12 protein-coding genes, 4 rRNA genes, 1 pseudogene and 1 riboswitch are annotated in these 23,346 nt (G+C 43.6%); of the genes and pseudogenes, 5 read left to right on the plus strand and 12 right to left on the minus strand.

Annotated features, from left to right (window positions below):
• Positions 1-41: 41 nt before the first annotated feature.
• Positions 42-164: riboswitch (cobalamin riboswitch) on the minus strand.
• A gap of 273 nt (positions 165-437) precedes the next feature.
• The 7 genes from H3302_RS12075 to H3302_RS12105 form a co-directional block, all read right to left on the minus strand.
• On the minus strand, positions 438-1,055 hold the full coding sequence (locus tag H3302_RS12075; protein WP_074989058.1) for a histidine phosphatase family protein: 618 nt from the start codon (positions 1,053-1,055) through the stop codon (positions 438-440).
• A 55-nt stretch (positions 1,056-1,110) separates the two neighbouring features.
• Positions 1,111-1,539 (minus strand): FKBP-type peptidyl-prolyl cis-trans isomerase, encoded by a 429-nt coding sequence (locus H3302_RS12080; protein WP_065978673.1) that lies wholly within the window; start codon positions 1,537-1,539, stop codon positions 1,111-1,113.
• Between the two features lie 486 nt (positions 1,540-2,025).
• A 5S ribosomal RNA gene (gene rrf, locus H3302_RS12085) occupies positions 2,026-2,140 on the minus strand.
• A gap of 63 nt (positions 2,141-2,203) precedes the next feature.
• Positions 2,204-2,318: ribosomal RNA gene (rrf, locus tag H3302_RS12090) — 5S ribosomal RNA — on the minus strand.
• A gap of 187 nt (positions 2,319-2,505) precedes the next feature.
• Positions 2,506-5,391, minus strand: a 23S ribosomal RNA gene (locus H3302_RS12095).
• Between the two features lie 281 nt (positions 5,392-5,672).
• Positions 5,673-7,213 (minus strand): 16S ribosomal RNA (locus tag H3302_RS12100).
• Together the 16S, 23S and 5S rRNA genes form the textbook arrangement of a ribosomal RNA operon.
• A 638-nt stretch (positions 7,214-7,851) precedes the next feature.
• Positions 7,852-8,709 (minus strand): tetratricopeptide repeat protein, encoded by an 858-nt coding sequence (locus H3302_RS12105; protein WP_075594062.1) that lies wholly within the window; start codon positions 8,707-8,709, stop codon positions 7,852-7,854.
• A gap of 83 nt (positions 8,710-8,792) precedes the next feature.
• On the opposite strand from H3302_RS12105, the pseudogene H3302_RS12110 reads away from it, so the two are divergent.
• Positions 8,793-10,102, plus strand: a pseudogene (locus H3302_RS12110) (M20 family metallopeptidase).
• A gap of 11 nt (positions 10,103-10,113) precedes the next feature.
• Here H3302_RS12110 and H3302_RS12115 read toward each other — a convergent pair.
• The 4 genes from H3302_RS12115 to pomA form a co-directional block, all read right to left on the minus strand.
• Positions 10,114-12,024 carry a DNA topoisomerase III gene (locus tag H3302_RS12115; RefSeq protein ID WP_182395362.1) on the minus strand — a complete coding sequence of 637 codons (1,911 nt, stop codon included), beginning with the start codon at positions 12,022-12,024 and terminating at the stop codon, positions 10,114-10,116.
• Between the two features lie 66 nt (positions 12,025-12,090).
• Positions 12,091-12,567, minus strand: a complete 477-nt coding sequence (locus H3302_RS12120; protein WP_036966353.1) for a hypothetical protein — start codon at positions 12,565-12,567, stop codon at positions 12,091-12,093.
• Positions 12,568-12,696: 129 nt separating this feature from the next.
• Positions 12,697-13,620 carry a flagellar motor protein MotB gene (locus H3302_RS12125; protein WP_036966350.1) on the minus strand — a complete coding sequence of 308 codons (924 nt, stop codon included), beginning with the start codon at positions 13,618-13,620 and terminating at the stop codon, positions 12,697-12,699.
• A gap of 2 nt (positions 13,621-13,622) precedes the next feature.
• Positions 13,623-14,390 (minus strand): flagellar motor protein PomA, encoded by a 768-nt coding sequence (pomA, locus tag H3302_RS12130; RefSeq protein ID WP_036966347.1) that lies wholly within the window; start codon positions 14,388-14,390, stop codon positions 13,623-13,625.
• A 271-nt stretch (positions 14,391-14,661) separates the two neighbouring features.
• Here pomA and H3302_RS12135 point away from each other — a divergent pair, with 271 nt between their 5' ends.
• The 4 genes from H3302_RS12135 (at position 14,662) to H3302_RS12150 (ending at position 20,162) form a co-directional block, all read left to right on the plus strand.
• Positions 14,662-14,904: an exodeoxyribonuclease VII small subunit gene (locus tag H3302_RS12135; RefSeq protein WP_036966344.1), complete on the plus strand. Its 243-nt coding sequence runs from the start codon at positions 14,662-14,664 to the stop codon at positions 14,902-14,904.
• A gap of 52 nt (positions 14,905-14,956) precedes the next feature.
• Positions 14,957-15,796, plus strand: coding sequence for a (2E,6E)-farnesyl diphosphate synthase (ispA, locus tag H3302_RS12140; RefSeq protein ID WP_409076803.1), 840 nt, complete (start codon positions 14,957-14,959; stop codon positions 15,794-15,796).
• A gap of 88 nt (positions 15,797-15,884) precedes the next feature.
• Complete coding sequence (dxs, locus tag H3302_RS12145) at positions 15,885-17,747, plus strand: 1-deoxy-D-xylulose-5-phosphate synthase (protein ID WP_182395367.1); 1,863 nt, start codon at positions 15,885-15,887, stop codon at positions 17,745-17,747.
• A gap of 234 nt (positions 17,748-17,981) precedes the next feature.
• Entirely contained in the window at positions 17,982-20,162 is a 2,181-nt protein-coding gene (locus tag H3302_RS12150) for a hypothetical protein (protein ID WP_182395369.1), read from the plus strand.
• Between the two features lie 76 nt (positions 20,163-20,238).
• Here the strand turns inward: H3302_RS12150 and H3302_RS12155 are convergent, their stop codons facing one another.
• Positions 20,239-23,325 (minus strand): ligand-binding sensor domain-containing diguanylate cyclase, encoded by a 3,087-nt coding sequence (locus tag H3302_RS12155; RefSeq protein WP_065979734.1) that lies wholly within the window; start codon positions 23,323-23,325, stop codon positions 20,239-20,241.
• Positions 23,326-23,346: the final 21 nt, after the last annotated feature.

Below are 23,346 nucleotides of genomic sequence, written 5' to 3' on the forward strand. Positions count from 1 at the left end.
TCGCTCAAATCGATAAACACTCTACTGTATTAGCATAATAAGACTAATTGTTGTTGCTAAGTATCTGGCTGACCATGTTCATCATGGATTACAGTTGCGGGAACAGCTGGAGAATCTCACCCCATTCCATAGCATATAGATATACCTAAACGACCTCATGATGCGAGTTTCTGTTGGAATTAAAGCAATATAGGCAAGAAATTGATTACACAGAATGGTTATTCCTTTCCTAAAATCAATAACGCGGAATTAATCGCTTTAAACCAACCCGCAGAACGTTGTTCAAAAACTTACTTTCTAAGTTGTTACTTATAAACGTGCTGCAAAGTAACGCCTTGATATAAAGCCCCTGTAAAACGCCGAAATCTAAATTTTGAGGTAGTTCGGTATATTATGGCGGGCTAAGTAAATAATTCAATGAATATCACTCTAGATGGCTAAAAAACTATTTTAGGCCACGCTTGCCCTTGTTCATCTATATATACATCTAACGTTATTAGCCCTGCATAAGGTAAATGAAAAACATTAAGGTGAGTATTCGTTTGTTTAGGCATATGACAAATAATAGCGAGGATTTGTTTAATTACACCGGCGTGGCTAATCACTAATGATTGCGTATGTTTGGACTCTGTAAGCGAAACTAAAAATGCCTGCCACCATGCTTCGACTCGCGCGTAAAAGTCAGCCATTAATTCACCATTTGGCACTTTAACCTGCCACGGATGTTGCCAAAAATCACCGACATGAGGTTTACCATTTTGTTGCCAAAGTTGTTGGTAATCTTGGCCATCCCAATCACCAAAATTAAACTCTTTCAATGCATTGTTATATTGCACATTGATTGTATGCTGACGAGCTAAGAATTCTGCATGCGTTGAACAACGTTTTAGCGGAGAGCTATAAATAGCATCGAAGCGAGATAATTTTGCGCTTGCTAGACGCATCTGTTCATAGCCTACATCTGACAAAGCAACATCAACGTGCCCACAAAGAATGCCCGGAGTTGCAATTTCGCCATGCCGTAGTAAGTAAACCCGTGAAGTAAATGCGTCCATAAATATCCTTAATCAGCCATACAAGACGGTAACGCGTTTCTAGCTCAGTGTCGAGTTAGGCTAAACGAATTAAGCGAACATCAAAATGCAGCACTGCATTTGCACCAATTTTACCACCATTCCCCTTTTTACCCCACGCAAGCGCAGGAGGGATCACAAATTCATAGCGAGATCCTATATTCATCAACAAAAGTCCCTCTCTTAGGCCTTCAATCGCTTCCGATAAAGCAAACACCTCCGGCATACCCGCTTTATAGCTATCGGCAATAACATGACCGTCAGCGAGCATAATTCGTTGATTAATAACAACAGTATCAAACTCTGTGAGCTTGTCACCTGCCGCATCCTCTACAACTTTATACATCAAACCCGATGGGCACACTTGTGTATCTGGATGAGCTGAAAATTTGCTGATAAATGCTTCACTATTCTTACGGTTTAAACCTGATGAGCCTTTCGATTTTGTTGTTTTCTTACGAGACACAAAACACCTTAATTGTATTACAAATATAAAGCGCTTTATCGCATAACAAAGATAGGGAAGCAAGGAGTTTAAAGTAGAGTAGCAAGCGCTAAAAACTCAACAATGTCCTAACCTGAAAGATACACTACAGTGGTAATTCAGAGACTTTTCAGCACTAAAGTGCCTTTTACGTCCTAATTATCTCAGCGTGAGGTGAAATAAGCAATTTAAGAGAACCTTTCAATCTGTGTGATCATACCAATCCGCAAAAATACTTAATCATTTTGAGTGATCAAACCAGTCGCTACCTGCGTTAAAAATTTCTGATTTAGAACAACTAAATAACTAAATTTTTGCCTTGTTATCAACGCGGTTTTATTGCCTCAAAATAGACCACTTAATTAAGCGGAATGGTATCAGACATCTATTTTCTGACATCCGATATAGTAGAAAGCATTAAACACAAAAAAGCCCGATTCTTTCGAATCGGGCTTTCTTTAATTAGGATCCTGGCGATGTCCTACTTTCACATGGCAAATGCCACACTATCATCGGCGCTGTTTCGTTTCACTACTGAGTTCGGCATGGGGTCAGGTGGGTCCAAAACGCTATTGTCACCAAGAAAATTCTTTTCAATTTTCTTATTATTAATTTTTAAATTTAAAGTCTTTCGACTGAATTAGGAGCCTGGCGATGTCCTACTTTCACATGGCAAATGCCACACTATCATCGGCGCTGTTTCGTTTCACTACTGAGTTCGGCATGGAGTCAGGTGGGTCCAAAACGCTATTGTCACCAAGCAAAATGCGTGGAAAGGATTCTCGACAAAGCGCATCGCGCTTACGAGTCCTTTGCGCAAGGTGAACTGATTTCGCATTAAGCGCTGCGGTTCACCCTACATAAAATTCGGAAATCTGATAATCGTAAATCTACTTTAGTATACTAACTTCTGTCTGTTACGCTGTCATAAAACGCGTTTGGCGTTGTATGGTTAAGCCTCACGGGTAATTAGTACAGGTTAGCTTAATGGCTCACACCACTTCCACATCCTGCCTATCAACGTTGTAGTCTTCAACGGCCCTTCAGAGACTTTAAAAGTCTAGTGAGAACTCATCTCGAGGCCTGCTTCGCGCTTAGATGCTTTCAGCGCTTATCAGTTCCGAACGTAGCTACCGGGCAATGCCATTGGCATGACAACCCGAACACCAGCGGTTCGTTCACTCCGGTCCTCTCGTACTAGGAGCAACCCCTCTCAATTCTCAAACGCCCACGGCAGATAGGGACCGAACTGTCTCACGACGTTCTAAACCCAGCTCGCGTACCACTTTAAATGGCGAACAGCCATACCCTTGGGACCGACTTCAGCCCCAGGATGTGATGAGCCGACATCGAGGTGCCAAACACCGCCGTCGATATGAACTCTTGGGCGGTATCAGCCTGTTATCCCCGGAGTACCTTTTATCCGTTGAGCGATGGCCCTTCCATTCAGAACCACCGGATCACTATGACCTACTTTCGTACCTGCTCGACGTGTCTGTCTCGCAGTTAAGCTGGCTTCTACCATTACACTAACCGTACGATGTCCGACCGTACTTAGCCAACCTTCGTGCTCCTCCGTTACTCTTTGGGAGGAGACCGCCCCAGTCAAACTACCCACCAGGCACTGTCCGTAACCCCGATTAGGGGCCAACGTTAGAACATCAAAACTACAAGGGTGGTATTTCAAGGACGGCTCCACAAAGACTAGCGTCTCTGCTTCAAAGCCTCCCACCTATCCTACACATGTAGGTTCAATGTTCAGTGCCAAGCTGTAGTAAAGGTTCACGGGGTCTTTCCGTCTAGCCGCGGGTACACAGCATCTTCACTGCGATTTCAATTTCACTGAGTCTCGGGTGGAGACAGCGTGGCCATGGTTACACCATTCGTGCAGGTCGGAACTTACCCGACAAGGAATTTCGCTACCTTAGGACCGTTATAGTTACGGCCGCCGTTTACCGGGGCTTCGATCAAGAGCTTCGTCCGAAAACTAACCCCATCAATTAACCTTCCGGCACCGGGCAGGTGTCACACCGTATACGTCATCTTGCGATTTTGCACAGTGCTGTGTTTTTAATAAACAGTCCCAGCCACCTGGTCACTGCGGCTCCAATCAGCTTAAAGAGCAAGTCTCATCACCAATCGGAGCGTACCTTCTCCCGAAGTTACGGTACGATTTTGCCTAGTTCCTTCACCCGAGTTCTCTCAAGCGCCTTAGTATTCTCTACCTGACCACCTGTGTCGGTTTGGGGTACGATTCGGTATAATCTGAAGCTTAGAGGCTTTTCCTGGAAGTATGGCATCAACAACTTCACCACCTTAGTGGCTCGTCTCGTGTCTCAGTCTTAAGAGTCCGGATTTTCCTAAACTCTCAACCTACTCACTTTCACATGGACAACCAACGCCATGCTTGCTTAGCCTGCTCCGTCCCCCCATCGCAATTATACCAAGTACGGGAATATTAACCCGTTTCCCATCGACTACGCCTTTCGGCCTCGCCTTAGGGGTCGACTTACCCTACCCTGATTAACATGGGATAGGAACCCTTGGTCTTCCGGCGTGCGGGTTTTTCACCCGCATTATCGTTACTCATGTCAGCATTCGCACTTCTGATACCTCCAGCATACCTCCCGGTACACCTTCAACGGCTTACAGAACGCTCCCCTACCACTCAAAATAAATTTTGAATCCGCAGCTTCGGTGCATAGTTTAGCCCCGTTACATCTTCCGCGCAGACCGACTCGACCAGTGAGCTATTACGCTTTCTTTAAAGGGTGGCTGCTTCTAAGCCAACCTCCTGGCTGTCTGGGCCTTTCCACATCGTTTCCCACTTAACTATGACTTTGGGACCTTAGCTGGCGGTCTGGGTTGTTTCCCTCTTCACGACGGACGTTAGCACCCGCCGTGTGTCTCCCGGATAGTACTTTACGGTATTCGGAGTTTGCAAAGGGTTGGTAAGTCGGGATGACCCCCTAGCCTTAACAGTGCTCTACCCCCGTAAGTATTCGTCCGAGGCTCTACCTAAATAGATTTCGGGGAGAACCAGCTATCTCCCGGTTTGATTAGCCTTTCACTCCTAGCCACAGGTCATCCCCTAACTTTTCAACGTTAGTGGGTTCGGTCCTCCAGTTGATGTTACTCAACCTTCAACCTGCCCATGGCTAGATCACCGGGTTTCGGGTCTATACCTTGCAACTCAACGCCCAGTTAAGACTCGGTTTCCCTACGGCTACCCTAATCGGTTAACCTCGCTACAAAATATAAGTCGCTGACCCATTATACAAAAGGTACGCAGTCACCCAACAAGTGGGCTCCTACTGCTTGTACGTACACGGTTTCAGGTTCTATTTCACTCCCCTCACAGGGGTTCTTTTCGCCTTTCCCTCACGGTACTGGTTCACTATCGGTCAGTTGGGAGTATTTAGCCTTAGATGATGGTCCACCTATATTCAGTCAAAGTTTCACGTGCTCCGACCTACTCGATTTCACTTAAGATGCATTTTCGTGTACGGGACTATCACCCTGTATCGTCATACTTTCCAGAATGTTTCACTAACACATAATAAGCTTAAGGGCTGGTCCGGTTTCGCTCGCCGCTACTTCCGGAATCTCGGTTGATTTCTGTTCCTACGGGTACTTAGATGTTTCAGTTCTCCGCGTTCGCCTCTTACACCTATGTATTCAGTGTAAGATACCTGCAAGCAGGTGGGTTTCCCCATTCGGAAATCCTAGTCTCAAGCGCTTTTTACTAGCTTGACTAGGCTTATCGCAAGTTAATACGTCCTTCATCGCCTCCAACTGCCAAGGCATCCACCGTGTACGCTTAGTCACTTAACCATACAACCCAAACGAGTCTTTGTTAGTGACAGCTGTTAACTTCGCCAGAAGTTAATTCATCAAATAATGATGAGAATACTAAAGTAGATACCGATTAATTTTTCAATTAATTGGCATATTTTTACTTTTGAAAACTCTTGATAAATAACAATTGTCATTCATCAGAATTTTATTATCAGCTTTCCAAATTTTTAAAGAGCATATTAATTAGTGAAGCCAACGGCTTTACTAACTAACAATCATCTGTGTGGACACTACGAACAAATAAGTTCTAAATCGTATAAGGAGGTGATCCAGCCCCAGGTTCCCCTAGGGCTACCTTGTTACGACTTCACCCCAGTCATGAATCACTCCGTGGTGAACGTCCTCCCGAAGGTTAGACTATCCACTTCTGGAGCAACCCACTCCCATGGTGTGACGGGCGGTGTGTACAAGGCCCGGGAACGTATTCACCGCGTCATTCTGATACGCGATTACTAGCGATTCCGACTTCATGGAGTCGAGTTGCAGACTCCAATCCGGACTACGACGCACTTTAAGTGATTCGCTTACCCTCGCAGGTTCGCAGCACTCTGTATGCGCCATTGTAGCACGTGTGTAGCCCTACACGTAAGGGCCATGATGACTTGACGTCGTCCCCACCTTCCTCCGGTTTATCACCGGCAGTCTCCTTAGAGTTCCCGACCGAATCGCTGGCAACTAAGGATAGGGGTTGCGCTCGTTGCGGGACTTAACCCAACATCTCACAACACGAGCTGACGACAGCCATGCAGCACCTGTATCAGAGTTCCCGAAGGCACCAAACCATCTCTGGTAAGTTCTCTGTATGTCAAGTGTAGGTAAGGTTCTTCGCGTTGCATCGAATTAAACCACATGCTCCACCGCTTGTGCGGGCCCCCGTCAATTCATTTGAGTTTTAACCTTGCGGCCGTACTCCCCAGGCGGTCTACTTAATGCGTTAGCTTTGAAAAACAGTTCCGAGGAACCGAGCTTCTAGTAGACATCGTTTACGGCGTGGACTACCAGGGTATCTAATCCTGTTTGCTCCCCACGCTTTCGTACATGAGCGTCAGTGTTGACCCAGGTGGCTGCCTTCGCCATCGGTATTCCTTCAGATCTCTACGCATTTCACCGCTACACCTGAAATTCTACCACCCTCTATCACACTCTAGTTTGCCAGTTCGAAATGCAGTTCCCAGGTTGAGCCCGGGGCTTTCACATCTCGCTTAACAAACCGCCTGCGTACGCTTTACGCCCAGTAATTCCGATTAACGCTCGCACCCTCCGTATTACCGCGGCTGCTGGCACGGAGTTAGCCGGTGCTTCTTCTGTAAGTAACGTCACAGCTGAATGCTATTAACATCCAACCTTTCCTCCTTACTGAAAGTGCTTTACAACCCGAAGGCCTTCTTCACACACGCGGCATGGCTGCATCAGGCTTGCGCCCATTGTGCAATATTCCCCACTGCTGCCTCCCGTAGGAGTCTGGGCCGTGTCTCAGTCCCAGTGTGGCTGATCATCCTCTCAAACCAGCTAGGGATCGTCGCCTTGGTGAGCCGTTACCTCACCAACTAGCTAATCCCACTTGGGCTGATCTTATGGCGCGAGGCCCGAAGGTCCCCCGCTTTGGTCCGAAGACATTATGCGGTATTAGCAGTCGTTTCCAACTGTTGTCCCCCACCATAAGGTACATCCCCAAGCATTACTCACCCGTCCGCCGCTCGTCAGCAGAGTAGCAAGCTACTCTCTGTTACCGCTCGACTTGCATGTGTTAGGCCTGCCGCCAGCGTTCAATCTGAGCCATGATCAAACTCTTCAATTAAAAGTTTTTTCTGTCCTTCCCATTAAGGGAGCGGACATGCTCAATGAATTCTGAATTTATTTAACATCTTTCGATGTTGAATTGACTGTGCTGAAATAAGTAAACTTATTTCCGTTGGTCACTCAGTTTAAATTGAGACTCTAAATTTGTTTGTCTTACTACCTAAGTAGCTCGACTGTTAGAACTCAATCTGTACGAGTGCCCACACAGATGATTGCTTTATATTGTTAAAGAACGTTTCGAGTTGCTTTCGCGTCTCGAGGGATGCGTATAATACATCCTTAATTTTTCGAGTCAACACTTAATTTTAAACTTTCTTTCGAAGACTTAAAACCGAAGTTTTACTTAACTCTCTGCTACGTTGTTCAGCGTCTTTCGTTGCTGCCCGCCGTGTCAGTGGATGCGCATTATAGGGAGATGGATTTTTTACGCAAGCACTTTTTTGCAGAAAACTACTAAAAACTTACCTTTCGCGCAAAAAACAAGCTAAAGGCAGTAAAAAACACAGTTTACTGTACAAAATACAGCCAACTTTTCTCGAGAGGATCTTAAGTATTATCGAAATTAGGTAATAAGCAAGTTTTAAAAATAAAAAAAGCGCCCTTATTTAAATGACGCTTTCTTTCATTTTCTAAATATTAATACAAGATACTGTAGAGTTTACGACGATACTTTGAAGCTAACGCATCACCATCTGGTAATGAAGCAATAATTTCTAGGTATGTTGGTTTTGCATCTGCAAAGTTTAGATCTTTCTTAAGTACATTAAACAATAACTCTAATGCTTCTTCTTTGCGCCCTGCTCCATTAAATGCATTACTTAATTCCAGCTTTATTTCTAAATCGTTCGGGTACTTTTCTACTTTTACTTGTAACGCTTTTATCTCTGGTGAGTCTGTTGCTGCCAATGCCTGCTCACATTTAGCTTTAATGTTTGTAAAATAAGCATCGCGCTCGCTTTCATCAACTGAATCTAATAAAGCTTGCGCATCATCTAATTTATGAATTTGAATACAAATATCCGCGAGCACTAATTTTACGCGCGTATGACTTGGGTCTAGCTCATACGCTTTCTTGGCATAATTAAAAGCATTGTTTAGATCTTGATTAATTAAGGCTTGTTTAGCTTGTTCAAGTAATAACTCATGTTGTGCAGGTAAATGCTTTGCAAGTGCATCACGAATTTGCTGCTCAGACTGTGCGCCTGGCAACATATCAACAGGAGCAGCATCTTTTAGCAATACTAATGTAGGCAAAGCTTGCAAGCCAATTTGTTGTGCCAATTGCGACGCCAGCGCTTGCTCCACATCACAGTCTAGTGTTGCTACTAATAAATGCTCACCATATTCGCTGGCTATTTTCTCTAAAATTGCAGCTTGCTGATGACATTCTGGGTTTTGTGCAGAATAAAAACTAAGTAGCACTAGTTTTTCTGAAGATGTTTCACCCAATGCTTGCTGCAGATTCTGCGGTGTAAGATTTATCATATTGTTCATGTGATCGATTGCACTATATATTCATTTAGGTTTTTATATGGTGACGAACATAACAATTACAAGCCCACTCAGTCGAGGTCATTATGAAATTATCGCGCATATGTGCTGCATTAATACTCCTTAGTCCACTTGCTCACGCCGCATCATTGGATTTAAATCTAACGCAATCAATGCCAAATATCGAAAAGCTTTATTTAGATTTACATCAAACACCCGAATTGTCTTATCACGAAAAGCAAACAGGTCAAAAACTAGCAAAAGAACTTAAAAAGCTTGGTTTTACTGTGACTGATAATGTGGGTGGTTACGGGGTTGTAGGCCTTTATAAAAATGGTGAAGGCCCAACTATCATGATCCGCACAGATACTGACGGATTACCTATTGTTGAACAAACGGGAAAGCCTTACGCCTCTAAAGTCACTGTGAAAAATGACAGCGGTGCGACTGTTGGTGTGATGCATGGTTGTGGCCATGATATCCATATGAGCTCTTTTATTGGGACCGCAGAGCAATTAATATCTCACAAAGACAATGGCAAGGCACGCTAATGATGGTAGCACAGCCCGCTGAAGAAGTTGGTGGCGGTGCAAAAGCCATGCTAAAAGAAGGACTTTTCTCTCAATATCCGACCCCAGATCATGTCATTGCGCTGCATGTTAGTGCGAGCGTCCCTGCGGGGAAAGTGAGTATGAAAAATGAATATACCATGGCCAGTGTTGACTCTGTAGATATCACTGTAAAAGGCAAAGGGGGCCATGGTGCTTACCCACATACAACAATTGACCCCGTTGTTATCGCTTCGCGCATTGTTTTAGCATTACAAACAATAACCAGTCGCGAGCTTTCTCCATTAGAACCCTCGGTCATTACTGTTGGCTCTATTCATGGTGGTTCTAAACATAATGTCATTTCTGATGAAGTGAAACTGCAATTAACACTTCGCAGCTATAATCCCGAAGTACGTTTGCAGCAAATTGCGGCGATTAAACGAATTAGTAAAGGTATTGCACTGAGTGCTGGTTTGGATGAAAGCTTAATCCCAGAGGTATACGTTCATGAAGATGAGTCTATTCCATCAACTTATAATAATCCCGCACAAACAAATGTTGTACGTAATGCGATTTCCAGTGCACTTGGTGAAGAAAATGTACTTGATGCAGATGCAGTAATGGCAGGTGAAGATTTTGGTTTGTATGGTCGTACAGAGCACCATGTCCCTATCACGCTATTTTGGTTAGGGGGTGTCGAGCCTAACCAGTACAATGATGCAATAAAATCGGGTAGCACTTTACCTTCACTGCACTCCAGTAAATTTGCGCCAGATTATAAAAAAGCCCTACCTACAGGAATAACTGCGATGAGCAACGCCGCTGTCGCATTATTCAATCAATAACCGTTTTAAGGCTAAGCTGGCTTAGCCTTAAATTTTGCTTTTCTTTTAAAACGCCGCTTAGGTGGCGTTTTTGGTAGTTGCGCGAATACCTGGCTATCGCAGTGTTTGGCTTGTTCAACAAGTTGCTGCAATTCATCAAGTAGCGGTGTTAAAAATTGCTGATAACTCATTTGCTGTTCAGCAATGTTACTCAAAGAAGCTTCCCACTTCGCTGTTAAATCAGGACTCGCTAACGCAAGAGGTAAGGCACTTATAAGCGCTTGCCCTGTTTCTGTAGCAATAATACTTTTACCTTGGCGTTTTAGAAAACGTCGTTTAAAGAGTAACTCAATAATGCCCGCTCGCGTGGCCTCTGTTCCAAGTCCATCAGTTTCTTTCAGTATTTTTTTGATTTCTGAATCTTTTACATAACGACTAATGCCCGTCATAGCACTTAATAGAGTGGCGTCTGTGAAATGCGCGGGCGGTGACGTCATTTTGTCAACGAGCTGAGCTTCGTAACAATGCAGTTGCTGGCCTTTTTCCAATGGAGGAAGTGTTTGTTCGTCCTTTAATTCTGTTTTACCCATTAATGCTTTAAAGCCCAGACTAACATCTTGCTTAGCTGTTGTTTTAAAAAGCCCGCCCGCAATCATCACACTCACTTTGGTTTCATTAAAAATATAATCTGGATAAAACTGAGCTAAATATTGGCGACAAATAAGTCTATAAACCTTTTGCTCATCGGCATTTAAGGCTGCAGTACGTAATTGTTTAACTGTTGGCACTATCGCATGATGCGCAGCGACCTTGCTATCATTAAAACATTTACTTCGCTTACTGCTATCGGCTTTATTGCATGCTTCATTAGGTTGTCCATCATTATGCGCAATTGCAGCAATAATGCCCGCAGCCTCACGGTGATGATCTTTTGGTAAGTAACGATTATCTGAACGAGGATAAGTAATTAATTTATAGCGCTCGTATAAATTTTGGCAGATATCGAGCACACTTTGTGCTGGCATCGAAAACGCTTTTGCTGCATCTATTTGTAAAGCGGATAAGTTATAGGGCAAAGGTGCTTGTTGTTTTTTTTGCTTTTGCTCAAGTTCTGATACCGTTGCAGGCTGGTCAGTTATTCGCGATACAACATTTTCTGCAAGTCCTCGGTGCAACACGCGACCTTCGTCATCTTGATACGGCTCACACGCTTTACTCGGTTGCCACTTAGCTGTAAATGTTTGCTGGTTTTGGGTTTTTAGATGGGCCAATACTTCATAAAAAGGCTTGGCTGTAAAATTAGCAATTTCATTATCACGGTTGACGACTAAACCTAAAATAGGCGTTTGCACACGGCCAACAGATAACACATTACCAAATCCAGCTTTTTGACCGGCTAATGTATAAGCACGAGTCAAATTCATGCCAAATAACCAATCAGCGCGTGAACGAGCCAAAGCAGAGACACTTAAAGGAATAAACTCGCGATTAGACCGCAAATTATTGAGTGCTTTTTTTACTGCATTTAAGTTTAAATCGCTGATTAGTAAACGTTGTATTTGCTGTTTTTTTGCTTGGCTAAGTTTAACTTGATCGATCACTTGATCGACAAGTAATTGCCCTTCGCGGTCAGGATCGCCTGCGTGTACAATCTGAGTAGCCTGTTTGATTAACTTTTTTAAAACGGTAAGTTGTTTGCGCGTTTTTGGTTTTGGCTTTAGTTGCCATTGCTCTGGCACGATAGGTAAATGTTCGAAACGCCATTTTTTAAAGCGTTCATCGTACTCATCAGGTTCAGCTTGCTCAAGTAAATGACCTATACACCATGAAACACAATCACCATTGGCAAGTTCAATAAAACCATCCTGCTTTTTTTGAGGTTTTGGCAGCGCATCTGCTATAGCGCGTGCTAAAGAAGGTTTTTCGGCAATGTAAAGTTTCATAAAGCAACACTAGATACTGTTTATATGAACAGTAGTCTAGCATAGGGTTTTTAACTTAGGAATAAGTTAAGCGTGCTTTGCTCGCCGTGTTAGTAAGTAAATCAGTGGTAAATAACACACAATAACAGTAGCAATATTAATGAGAGGCAGCAGCGTCTTATACATATATGTGCTGTACGATAAGTCCCAAAGGTGACGATCGACTAAACGAAAGAGTTGTAAAATAGGGGCCATAATAACAACAAGTTGACCCAACACACTCTGCCACAAATAAACTTTATCTTTGATCCCTAAATACGCAATTACAGCCATCCAAGCAATATCATTGAAAGCCCACACTACATAGCGCCAGACATAAATATCATCAAAACCACGTAAATGGTCATGAATCAACGTGCCGTATAAAAAGAAGCAGGCTGTGATTAGTGCAAACCGAAAGGCAAACCAGTCTTTTTGTAGATAGAAAACGAAAATAGCTGGGCTCAACATGAATACCCAGCTATTATTTAATATTGATATGATGGAGCCAAACCAATCAGGCAAAATTACCTACCTTAATCAGTTTTATCATCATCATCACCACTACCATTACCTGGCATGTAGCAGTACTTATCTATTTTTTTCATTTGTATACTCCATTACATCTGTTAACGAAGTTTTACTGTAATGGATTTATGGTCTCACATCAATAGGGTCTGACTCGTGCGCTTTACCCTGCATTATAGAGATCTCGACACGTCGATTACGTCGGCGATCTTCATCGGTCACATTGGGAACAAGCGGCCGTGTTTCAGCATGCCCGACAACCACCATGCGCGACTTATCGAAACCTGAGGCTTTTTCCATTTCACTGGCAACCGCCACCGCTCTTTTCGAAGATAAATCCCAGTTATTGGTGTATAGCTCATTAGAAACCTGAAAATCATCAGTATGGCCAGACACCGTAATTTCACCAGGTACGTCTTTAAGTAAGGTCGCTATATCACGAATGATAGGTTTAAATTTAGGCTGTAAAAATGCGCTGCCCGATGGGAACGAGCCATTTTCACGAATACGGATAATAATTTGCTGACCAAGCGACTCAAGCTCAATCGCCCCATCCATAATCTGTTGCTCTAATTGCTGAGCAATTTTTTTCACAAGCTCATTAGTTTGCTCTTGATCAGCCGCTGAAATTGACTGCTCCATCGCTTGCTCTTGCGCAGTACTTTGCGATTCACCACCGCGCTTGTTACCTCGTTGCTCTTGGCGACCACCAGCAGAGCTTTCATCACCCGCTTGAAACTCTAACATTTGCTGAGTCATTTCGACGGTTTGTTGTTGAATCGTTTCAATCGGCGTGGGCTCAGGTTTACCTGGCGTGAACTCCATTGCAATCACCGAGGTTCCTTTGGGAATATCTTTTACTTCAATCTTATTTTGCACACCAAAAGCAAACTTCATCGAGCCTGCTATTTGCTTAAACTTAAGTACATCCATTTCTGAGAAAGCAAGTAAGAGTACAAAGAAGCACATTAATAACGACATTAAGTCAGCAAACGTGCCCATCCAAGCTGGCAGGCCAGGGGGCGGACATTTGCACTCTTGATCAGACATGCCTACTCCTCAGTATCTACTTTACGTTTAGATTCGGCTAAATAGTTTTTCAAAATCCCTTCAATTACTTTCGGGTTTTGACCATCTTGTATGCCTAAAACCGCATCCAAAATGAGGCGCTGGTTTAGTGCTTCTTCGTCTTTACGAAGCTCAAGCTTTACCTGAATAGGAATAGCAATAACATTCGCTAAAAATGCACCGTATAAGGTGGTAAGTAAGGCCACCGCCATAGCAGGACCAATCGCTTTAGGGTCATCCATGTTTGATAACATCGCAACCAACCCTATCAGCGTACCAATCATACCCATTGCCGGGGCGATATCAGCAAGCGATTTAAATAAAGTGGCACCATGTTCATGACGTGCAGATGTCAAAGAAATATCTTTTTGTAGCGTAGCCCTCACAACATCGGCATCATGACCATCAACCAGCATATCAACCCCTTTTCGCATGAACGCATTGGGGATATCAGCCTCTTCCAGCGCGAGAAAGCCACCTTTACGTGCAGAGTCAGCTAGTTCAACTGCTTTTTCAATTAACTCTTCTGGAGATTCAATTTTGAACATGAAGGCTTTAGCTGCAACCTTCCCTATCCCCAAAAACTGTCCCATGGTGAAGTTTGATAACACAATAAAAATCGAGCCACCGAATACAATGACCACCGAAGGTGTGTTGTAAAACATTGCAACTTGGCCGTCACTACTTAACACCATCGACATAGCAATTAAGCCTATGGCACCAAGAATACCTATTATGGTTGCTAAATCCACATACCCCTCCAGAGGAAAATAACACGACACCCTCAGGCATCAAATTTTTATTATTAACTGCTTATCGGCAAGCAATTGAATTACTTAAATCATTAAATGAATTAATTTTATTTTAATGTAAGATTTTTAAGCTACAAGTTTAAGCTGTATCTAAAAGCGTAAAAATAGCATATCGAAATCGCTTTATGCGTAAAAAAACACATCATTCTTTGACCTAGTTTAGCATTCCCCCTAAAATTGGCCTCACTTTCTAATAGCTATCGAGGCCACAATGGCGGCAAAGAAACCAGAAAACTTAAGCTTTGAAGAAGCGCTGGATGAATTATCTCAAATAGTTGTGCAAATGGAGCAAGGTGAACTGTCTTTAGAACAGTCACTTAAACAGTTTGAACGTGGTATTGCACTGGCAAATGCCTCATCAGGTAAATTACAGCAAGCAGAACAAAAAGTGGCCATTTTAATGGGCAACGATAGCCAAGCTCCTCTGAGCAACTTTGATTCAAACCTGGACTAATTCAGTGCAATTAAAAGAACAACTACAACGTGCTCAACACGATGTTGAAGCCATGTTAAATCGCTATTTTGACCAGCCACTTAATACCGAACAAACAATTAAAGACGCAACCCATTATGGTGTTTTAAATGGGGGGAAGCGTTTACGCCCGTACCTTGTTTACGCAACCGGTCGTATGATGGGAGCAAACAAAGCCGATTTAGATGTACTTGCAGCAGCCATTGAGTGTATCCATAGTTACTCACTTGTACACGATGATTTGCCGGCAATGGACGATGATGATTTACGCCGAGGCCGACCAACTTGCCACATTGTTTATGGCGAAGCACAGGCAATTTTAGCCGGCGATGCACTGCAAACGCTTGCATTTGATTTAATTGCTAATCATCAATTTACGGTGCCAGCGACACAACAGGTTAAAATGATAGCCTCATTAAGCAAAGCCTCAGGTATTGAAGGTATGGTTGGGGGACAAGCACTGGATATTGTCTATACCGATCAAGTGATCAGTGTTGAGCAATTGGAACGTATCCACCAACTGAAAACTGGAGCGCTTTTAAATTGTGCAATTACACTGGGAGCTTTGTGCGCGACTCACTGTGATCAGCATACATTGCAGCAACTAAATCTATTTGGTCAAGCGATAGGTCTGGCTTTTCAGGTACAAGACGATATCCTAGACGTTGAAGCTGATACTGAAACATTAGGAAAGCCTCAAGGGTCAGATATTGCGGCTAATAAAGCAACCTACCCTGCTTTATTAGGCATGGCAGGTGCTAAACAAAAAGCGCAAGATTTACTTGCCCAAGCTCATCAGGCTCTTGAGGCAATAGATTACGACACAAATGAGTTGGCAAACCTTGCCAGCTATATAGTTGAACGTAAATATTAGTGCCTATAAAAGAAAGACAAAATAACTAAAAAATCAGAGCCGCTATGGGCTATAATGCACTCTGGTTAGCGAAGGATGTATAAAAAACATGACACTTGATAGTAGCAAGTATCCATTATTAAGTTTGGTTGACGAACCAGCACAACTGCGTGATTTAGCGCAAGACAAATTACCTGCGTTTAGTAAAGAGTTACGTGAATACCTTTTGAACTCAGTTTCGCAAAGTAGTGGTCATTTAGCATCAGGATTAGGCACTGTTGAGTTAACTGTTGCGCTGCATTATGTCTATAACACCCCTGAAGATCGTTTAGTATGGGATGTGGGTCACCAAGCATACCCACACAAAATCTTAACGGGTCGTCGTGACCAAATGCATACGATTCGTCAAAAGGATGGCTTACACCCTTTCCCATTCCGTGAAGAAAGTAAATACGATACATTCAGTGTAGGTCACTCTAGCACCTCTATTTCTGCAGCCCTAGGCATGGCAATTGCGGCAGAAAAAGAAGGTAAAGATCGAAAAACAGTTGCCGTAATTGGTGATGGTGCCATTACTGCGGGTATGGCATTTGAAGCGATGAACCACATGGGTGATGTAAACCCAAATGTGCTGATTATCTTAAATGATAACGAAATGTCGATTTCAGAAAACGTGGGCGCATTAAACAACCACTTCGCTCGCATTTTATCAGGTAGTTTCTATACCAATATCCGAGAAGGCAGTAAAAAGCTACTTTCGGGTTTACCGCCCGTAAAAGAACTTGCCAGCCGAATGGAAGAGCACTTGAAAGGCATGGTCATTCCAGGCACTTTCTTTGAAGAGTTAGGTTTAAACTATATCGGCCCAATAGATGGCCACGACGTGAATATGTTGGTTGATACCCTGCGTAATATGCGTAACCTTAAAGGGCCGCAATTACTGCATATAAAAACGCAAAAAGGCAAAGGTTATAAACCTGCTGAAGCGGATCCTATTGGCTACCATGGGGTACCGAAATTTGACCCTAGCATGTCAAAATTGCCTAAATCAAAACTGGGCGCAGCCACATTCTCGAATGTGTTTGGTGATTGGCTTTGTGACATGGCAAAACAAGACGACAAACTCATGGCAATTACCCCTGCAATGCGAGAAGGCTCGGGCATGGTACGCTTTTCAAAAGAGTTTCCTAAACAGTACTTCGATGTTGCCATTGCAGAACAACACGCCGTGACACTCGCTGCAGGTTTTGCGTGCGAAGGCTTAAAGCCTGTCGTTGCTATTTACTCTAGTTTCTTACAACGTGCCTATGACCAACTAATTCATGATGTTGCACTGCAAAACCTCCCTGTTTTATTTGCCATTGACCGTGCAGGTATTGTTGGCGCCGACGGTGAAACACACCAAGGTGCTTACGATTTAAGCTTTATGCGCTGTATACCAAACATGATCATCATGGCACCGAGTGACACCAATGAATGCCGCCAAATGCTTTATACTGGCTATCAATGTAATCAACCAGTTGCGGTACGTTATCCGCGCGGTAGCGCTGGCCATTGTGAAGTGCAAGCACAGATGCATGCAATTGAACTTGGTAAAGCCCGTACAATAAAACAAGGAAACAAGGTGGCCATATTATCATTTGGAACCTTGTTAGATAATGCACAGCTTGCCGCAGAAGCATTAAATGCAACTCTGCTTGATATGCGCTTTATTAAGCCACTCGATACACAGGCAATTAGCGACTTACTAAGCGAGCACGATGTGATTGTCACTCTCGAGGACAACGCGATTGCTGGCGGTGCAGGTTCTGCAGTTAATGAATACCTTGCTACCATTAAAGCCAATGCATCTATCTTGAATTTGGGTATCCCTGATGAGTTTATAAAGCACGGTACGCAGGAAGAAATGCATGCCGAAATGGGCCTAGATGCAAACGGTATTTTAGCCAGCATTAAAGCCTTTATTGCTTAACTTACACAATCAGTTCAAATAAAAAGGAGCATAATGCTCCTTTTTTTAATTTTAAAATCAATAATATAAAAACAAACACTAAAAAAGTTATTTTTTCCTGCATCCAATCTCCCTCCTTCCCCGTTTACTCAATGAGGTTAACTCGTGAGCAAGGGTTATGCTTTTGAAAGCGGTTCTGAGCACTACACGTTGTCTGTTCACTTTTTGATGGATTATTAAATAAGGTATGAACAAATGAAAGCGTTTAAAAATGATGAAATAGCACTACATACTCACACAGATTCAACACTAACAAAATTTACTCTTTGTACATTAACACTAGCCGTGTTGCTCGGCGTAAGTGGATGTAGTGGTGACGACGGTAAAGACGGTGCGATGGGTGCTCAGGGTGTTGCAGGTCAAGATGGTGCTGACGGAGCCAATGGCGTTGACGGTCAAGATGGTACAAATGGCACTGATGGTTCAGACGGTATGGATGGTAACGATGGTGCACCCGGTTTTGCAGCTGCCACCTTTATTCTCGCTAATAATGGCCAAGAAAATGCGGGAACAGTCAATGTTATCAATCAAAATGCCGCTAAGCTTTCAAGTTTTAACACTGGGGCAAATGAAGGTGTCGTATTCGACAGTTTAGGTAACCTTGTACAAGCAGCCGATTCGGGCAATGGGGCAATCAGCACAGTGTGTCAGATTCTCAGCCGAGGTGATGGCGGGATGTATAACAGTGACGTTGATAGAATGATATCAGGTACAAACAGCACCTTAGTCAACCCCAAAGGCATCACTATTTCGAACAAGCACGGGCTAATTTTTGCTGCTGACTTTAATGGTATGCAAGTAACGGTGTTCGGTAAAGAAGCCGCAGGAGATGTTGCACCACTGGCCAGCACAGTGACAGACGCAAAACCGTGGGATTTAACCTACGATGAAATTAACGACCGATTATACGTTGCACTCACTAATGGTGATGTGGCCGTATATGATAACTATGTGATGGGCGGCTTTGCAGCTACACCCGCGCGGACAATTACCCCTAGCGATGAAACCGGCGCCAAAATATCAGTGAACCTTCATGGCATCTCGCTTGAATCACATACTAATAAATTAGTGCTCTCTGATGTAGGAAGTGCATCTGATGCAACCGACGGTGCGCTCTTTGTTATTTCAAATGCATCACAGGCTGATGGCATGGTCACAGTTGACCGCCATATCGCAGGCCCAATGTCTATGCTTGGCAATCCGGTTGATATTAGTCTGACAGGCAGTGATTTACGTGTTGCCGAAAAATCAAATGATGCCGTACTCGTGTTTAGCAATATTTTCGCTGGTGACAGCGGTGATATTGCTCCTAACTTAGTGACAGCAACCACAAAGCCTGAATCAATCACACCTACAGTCATGCACAATGGTATGCAAGATAGCTCTGACAGCGTCATGATTAACATGCCATTATTGGGCGTTGCTGTCAGTAGCAACCCAGCTGTACTAGGCGCTACAACCGGTCAAATTAGCCGCATTAATGCCCCCTTGACTGCAGAGCTTGCCAGCTATAATGCAAGTCAAACCATTGAAAGTGTCGCCTTCGACAAATCAGGGACAAGCTATGCCACGTACGATAATGCAACGACATCAATAGGCGGTCTCGTTGTCTCGAACAAAGTAGCAACCCATCGTGATGGCGACACATTTACAACCAGCCAAGACAGGCTAATCACTGGAGCAAATACAGGTATCATTTCACCTAAAGGTATCGATGTGGCCTCTGATAATGGCATGGTATTTGTGGCTGAATTTAATGCCACAACCCCTGGTATTTTAATCTTTTCGAGCTGTGCAACGGGCAATGTTAGCCCACTCATGACTTTAACAGCCAACGGCGGTGCTCGCCCATGGGATGTTGATTATGACCCTGCAACAGACAAAGCATTTGTTGCCCTGACTAATGGCACAGTTGCAGTATTTGACGAAGTGAAAAGCAAATTAATGGCAGGCATGACAACCATCACTGGAGAAGACCGTTTGATCACACCAGCATCCGGCGGTACGGCGTTTGCAGCGCCAACTAACCTTCATGGTATTGATTATGATCCTCTAAGTGATTCATTGATAGTGTCAGATGTAGGCAGTGCAGCCGATGCTACCGACGGTAAAATTTACGTGTTAAATAACGCATCAAAAGCAAGCGGCTTAACCAATGTAAGCGTCAACATTGCAGGGCCAGCTAGTCAGCTTGGTAACCCCGTTGATATTATGTATACAGGCAACCATTTATATGTCGCTGAAAAGTCGAATGGTTTGGTAATGCGCTTCGATAATATTTTAAATAGCCCAAGTGGTGATATTGCCGCGACTGTGAGTTACTCATTCACGGCACCAGAGTCAGTGGCTATTTTACCGGCTTGGCTTAACCATTAAAACTAAAAAGGGGGCTTAGGTAACAAGCGCCCTGGTTAGCCTCACAATGCCTTCTCTAGTAATAGACAAGGCATTTTTAACGCATCCAAATCTTGATGTCTGCTAGGCCATTCTCTTGTAAAACACTGAGTTGCTGATCAACATTATTGGTTTGTTCAAACTCAAATGCATCTAGCTGCTCATCAAAGGTAATATTAGCCACACCATCACCCCCGCGCTTTTTAACCTGATGCAGTGCAATATCAGCTAAATTGACAGACGTTTCCCAGCCAATTACTTGGCCGCCTAATAAAGGCAATGGATAAAACGACCAACCGATTGATGCGGTGATTGTTGTCGACTCACCATTTGGTAACCTAAATGAGTTACTCGCCACTGCTTCACATAATTCTGCAACATAATCATCTATCGCGGTGCGTTTAAAATCGCGCAGTAAGAGTAAAAACTCATCGCCGCTCCATCGAGCCACGTAGTCGGAACCTTGAGTACGGCTATTAAGCAACGTAGCCATTTGTTGTAAACAGCTGTCGCCTGCAAGCGGACCATACGCGTCATTAATACGGCTAAAATTATCAAAATTAATAATTAACAGTACCAACGATTTACCTTGTGCCTGCAATGACTGTGAATTTCGCTGAAAGTGTTCAATGTCTTTCGGTAATTGATCAAATAAGAAGCGACGACTACGAAGCCCCGTTAGCTCATCAGAGTGGCTGACTAACTTAAGCTGCGAGTTCACTTGGTTAAGTTTATCGTTAGCCTCACGAAGCTCTACGGTACGCTCAGTAACTAAACTTTCCAGCGCCAATTGCTTACGCTTCTCTTGCGCTCTAAACACCCAGAATACAAGATAAAACAATAGAATAAAGCTGCTGGTGATCAGCAACCTAAAGTAAATAGTCTCATCAAAGCGGCGCGGTACAATAAATGAATACTCTGTTCGGCGTGCTTTTTTCCAATCTTCACCCCGGCGTTTTGCTTCAAGTTGAAATAAGAAAGAACCTGGGGGTAAGTTAGTATAAATAGCTTCACGTCGCGTATTCGCGTATCGCCAATCATTGTCTAATCCGCTTAATCGATAACGAAATTCAATACTCGAAGGCGCATAGTAATCAATCGCTGTGTACTTAATCGTTATGTCACGCTCATCTATTTGCAGCTCAGGTTTGTTACCTAATGTTGCGGTGCTCAAATGGCGCAATGGAGTAACAATATTTTCAATGCGTGGCTTTAATGCTTTCACTCCAAAAAGCTCTACACTTTTCGGAATCTCAACAACACCTTGCAAGCTTGGATACCAAATTGAATTTCCTGTATCTGCAACCGCATCATGGCCAAGCCCCGCACAACATTGACTCGCTTTACCATCGAGTTGACGATCAAACGATGAGATAACCTGCTCCACTTTCAAGCTTTCAATATCAGTACCAAACTGTTCAACCGGCATACGGTATACGCCTTTCATGGTACTAACCCAAATACGCTTCAACTGCTTGTCATACACTAGACTAAAAATAGAGCCATAAGGTAAACCATCGGTGGCATCAAGCTGCCGCCACTGCCCTTTTGTACTGCGATAAAATAAGCCGTCATTTAATGAGCCTATTAAAATGCCAACCCCTTCAATGTTTAAAATACTGGTGACGTAGGCACTTTCTAAGCTTGTTTGGTCGCCTATTTTTTCAATACCGCGGTCGGTAAAGTAGTAAGCTCCTTTACTGGTTCCGATAAGACCAAAGTTCTGTTCATCAAGTACATAAGTAATAAATTTACTACCAAGGAACGCGTTATAGGCAAATGGAGTAAGCCCCCCGTAACTTAAACGATACATACCGCGCCCAGTCCCTAACCAAAATCCTCCTTTATTGGAGCGACTAATAGCAAACACTGGGTTGTCTCGTAATGCACGGCCGGGCACCGTATATAAACTTTGGTTCTCGTAATAAAAAACGCCACGACCTGTTGCGATATAAAGGCGATCACCATCAAACTGCAAATCGTGCACGGCGGCACGGCCAAATTGATTACTAGGGATTTTGTTAACAAAGTTTTTATTGTAATCGAAATAGCCAACACCACTTCGGTTAGCAACCCACAGCTTGCCGTCGGGGGCTTGGCTTATCGCCATTACCGCCTCGGTCATGTTAGAAATTGCTGAGTGGCGCTCAATACGCCCTTCATGTGCAAGCCATAAACCTTCACTAAAGCTTGCTAACCAAATATTATTTTGGTTATCGCGGAAGATATCTGCAAACCAAATACTTTGATCAAGTTGGCTCGGCTCTACCCATTGCCAGTCACCCGAGTTATCACGGAACAAGAGTCGCCCATAGGTTGAGATCCACAATGCCCCATCGGAGTCACTCATGAATTTATACACCGCCGAGTTACTCGCATTAGGCAAAGGAAATGGGCGTAGTTCATCGTCTAAATCAAGAAAGTAAGCACCCAGCTCAGAAGCAAGATACAAGTTACCTTCAAGCCAAGCCATATCATGGATAATCGTTTGTGCTAAACGCTCGGGAAGTGAGACTTTTGCGGTTAACTCTAAGCGCAGTTTCGCAAAATCAGATGAGGTATTGGTTAAGCGCAGTAAGTGACGTTCATTTACCAGCCAAATTCCTTCAGGAGAGAGCGCCATTTGACTGACAGAACCCACAATTTGCGTGATTGCGGTTGCGTTAGACACCGGAACACTTAACGCTGAGTTCTGTTGCAGTGCTACCTGATTACGAGCGACATAATAAAGACCATTCGCAGCAATCCAAATACTGCCCTTTGAGTCTTCTAAAATGTCCCGCACGGGGCCTTTCACATTGAAAGTTTGCGACATCATGGTTTCGGGGTCGAGTGTGACTAACCCATTTTTGGTGCCAACCCACAGCAAACCATCACTATCAACTAATAGCTTGTTGATACCATTGCTTGGTAAAAAATCGCTATTTTGTGTATTAAAGTTAGTAAATGTATTACCGTCAAAACGACTAAGACCAAACTGGGTGCCTAGCCACATATAACCCTGTTCGTCTTGCGCAATGCTTTTTAATGATTGTGATGGCAAGCCATTTTGGATATTCCATTGTTTGACAACGTACTCAGTGATAGATGCAAACACCGACGTGCTACAAAACATCAACAAACAAACCACTAGAAATCGCATCATACCTTTGCCACCAAGAAAACC

The sequence above is a fragment of the Pseudoalteromonas sp. MT33b genome (genome assembly GCF_014117385.1).
Taxonomy (GTDB): domain Bacteria; phylum Pseudomonadota; class Gammaproteobacteria; order Enterobacterales; family Alteromonadaceae; genus Pseudoalteromonas; species Pseudoalteromonas lipolytica.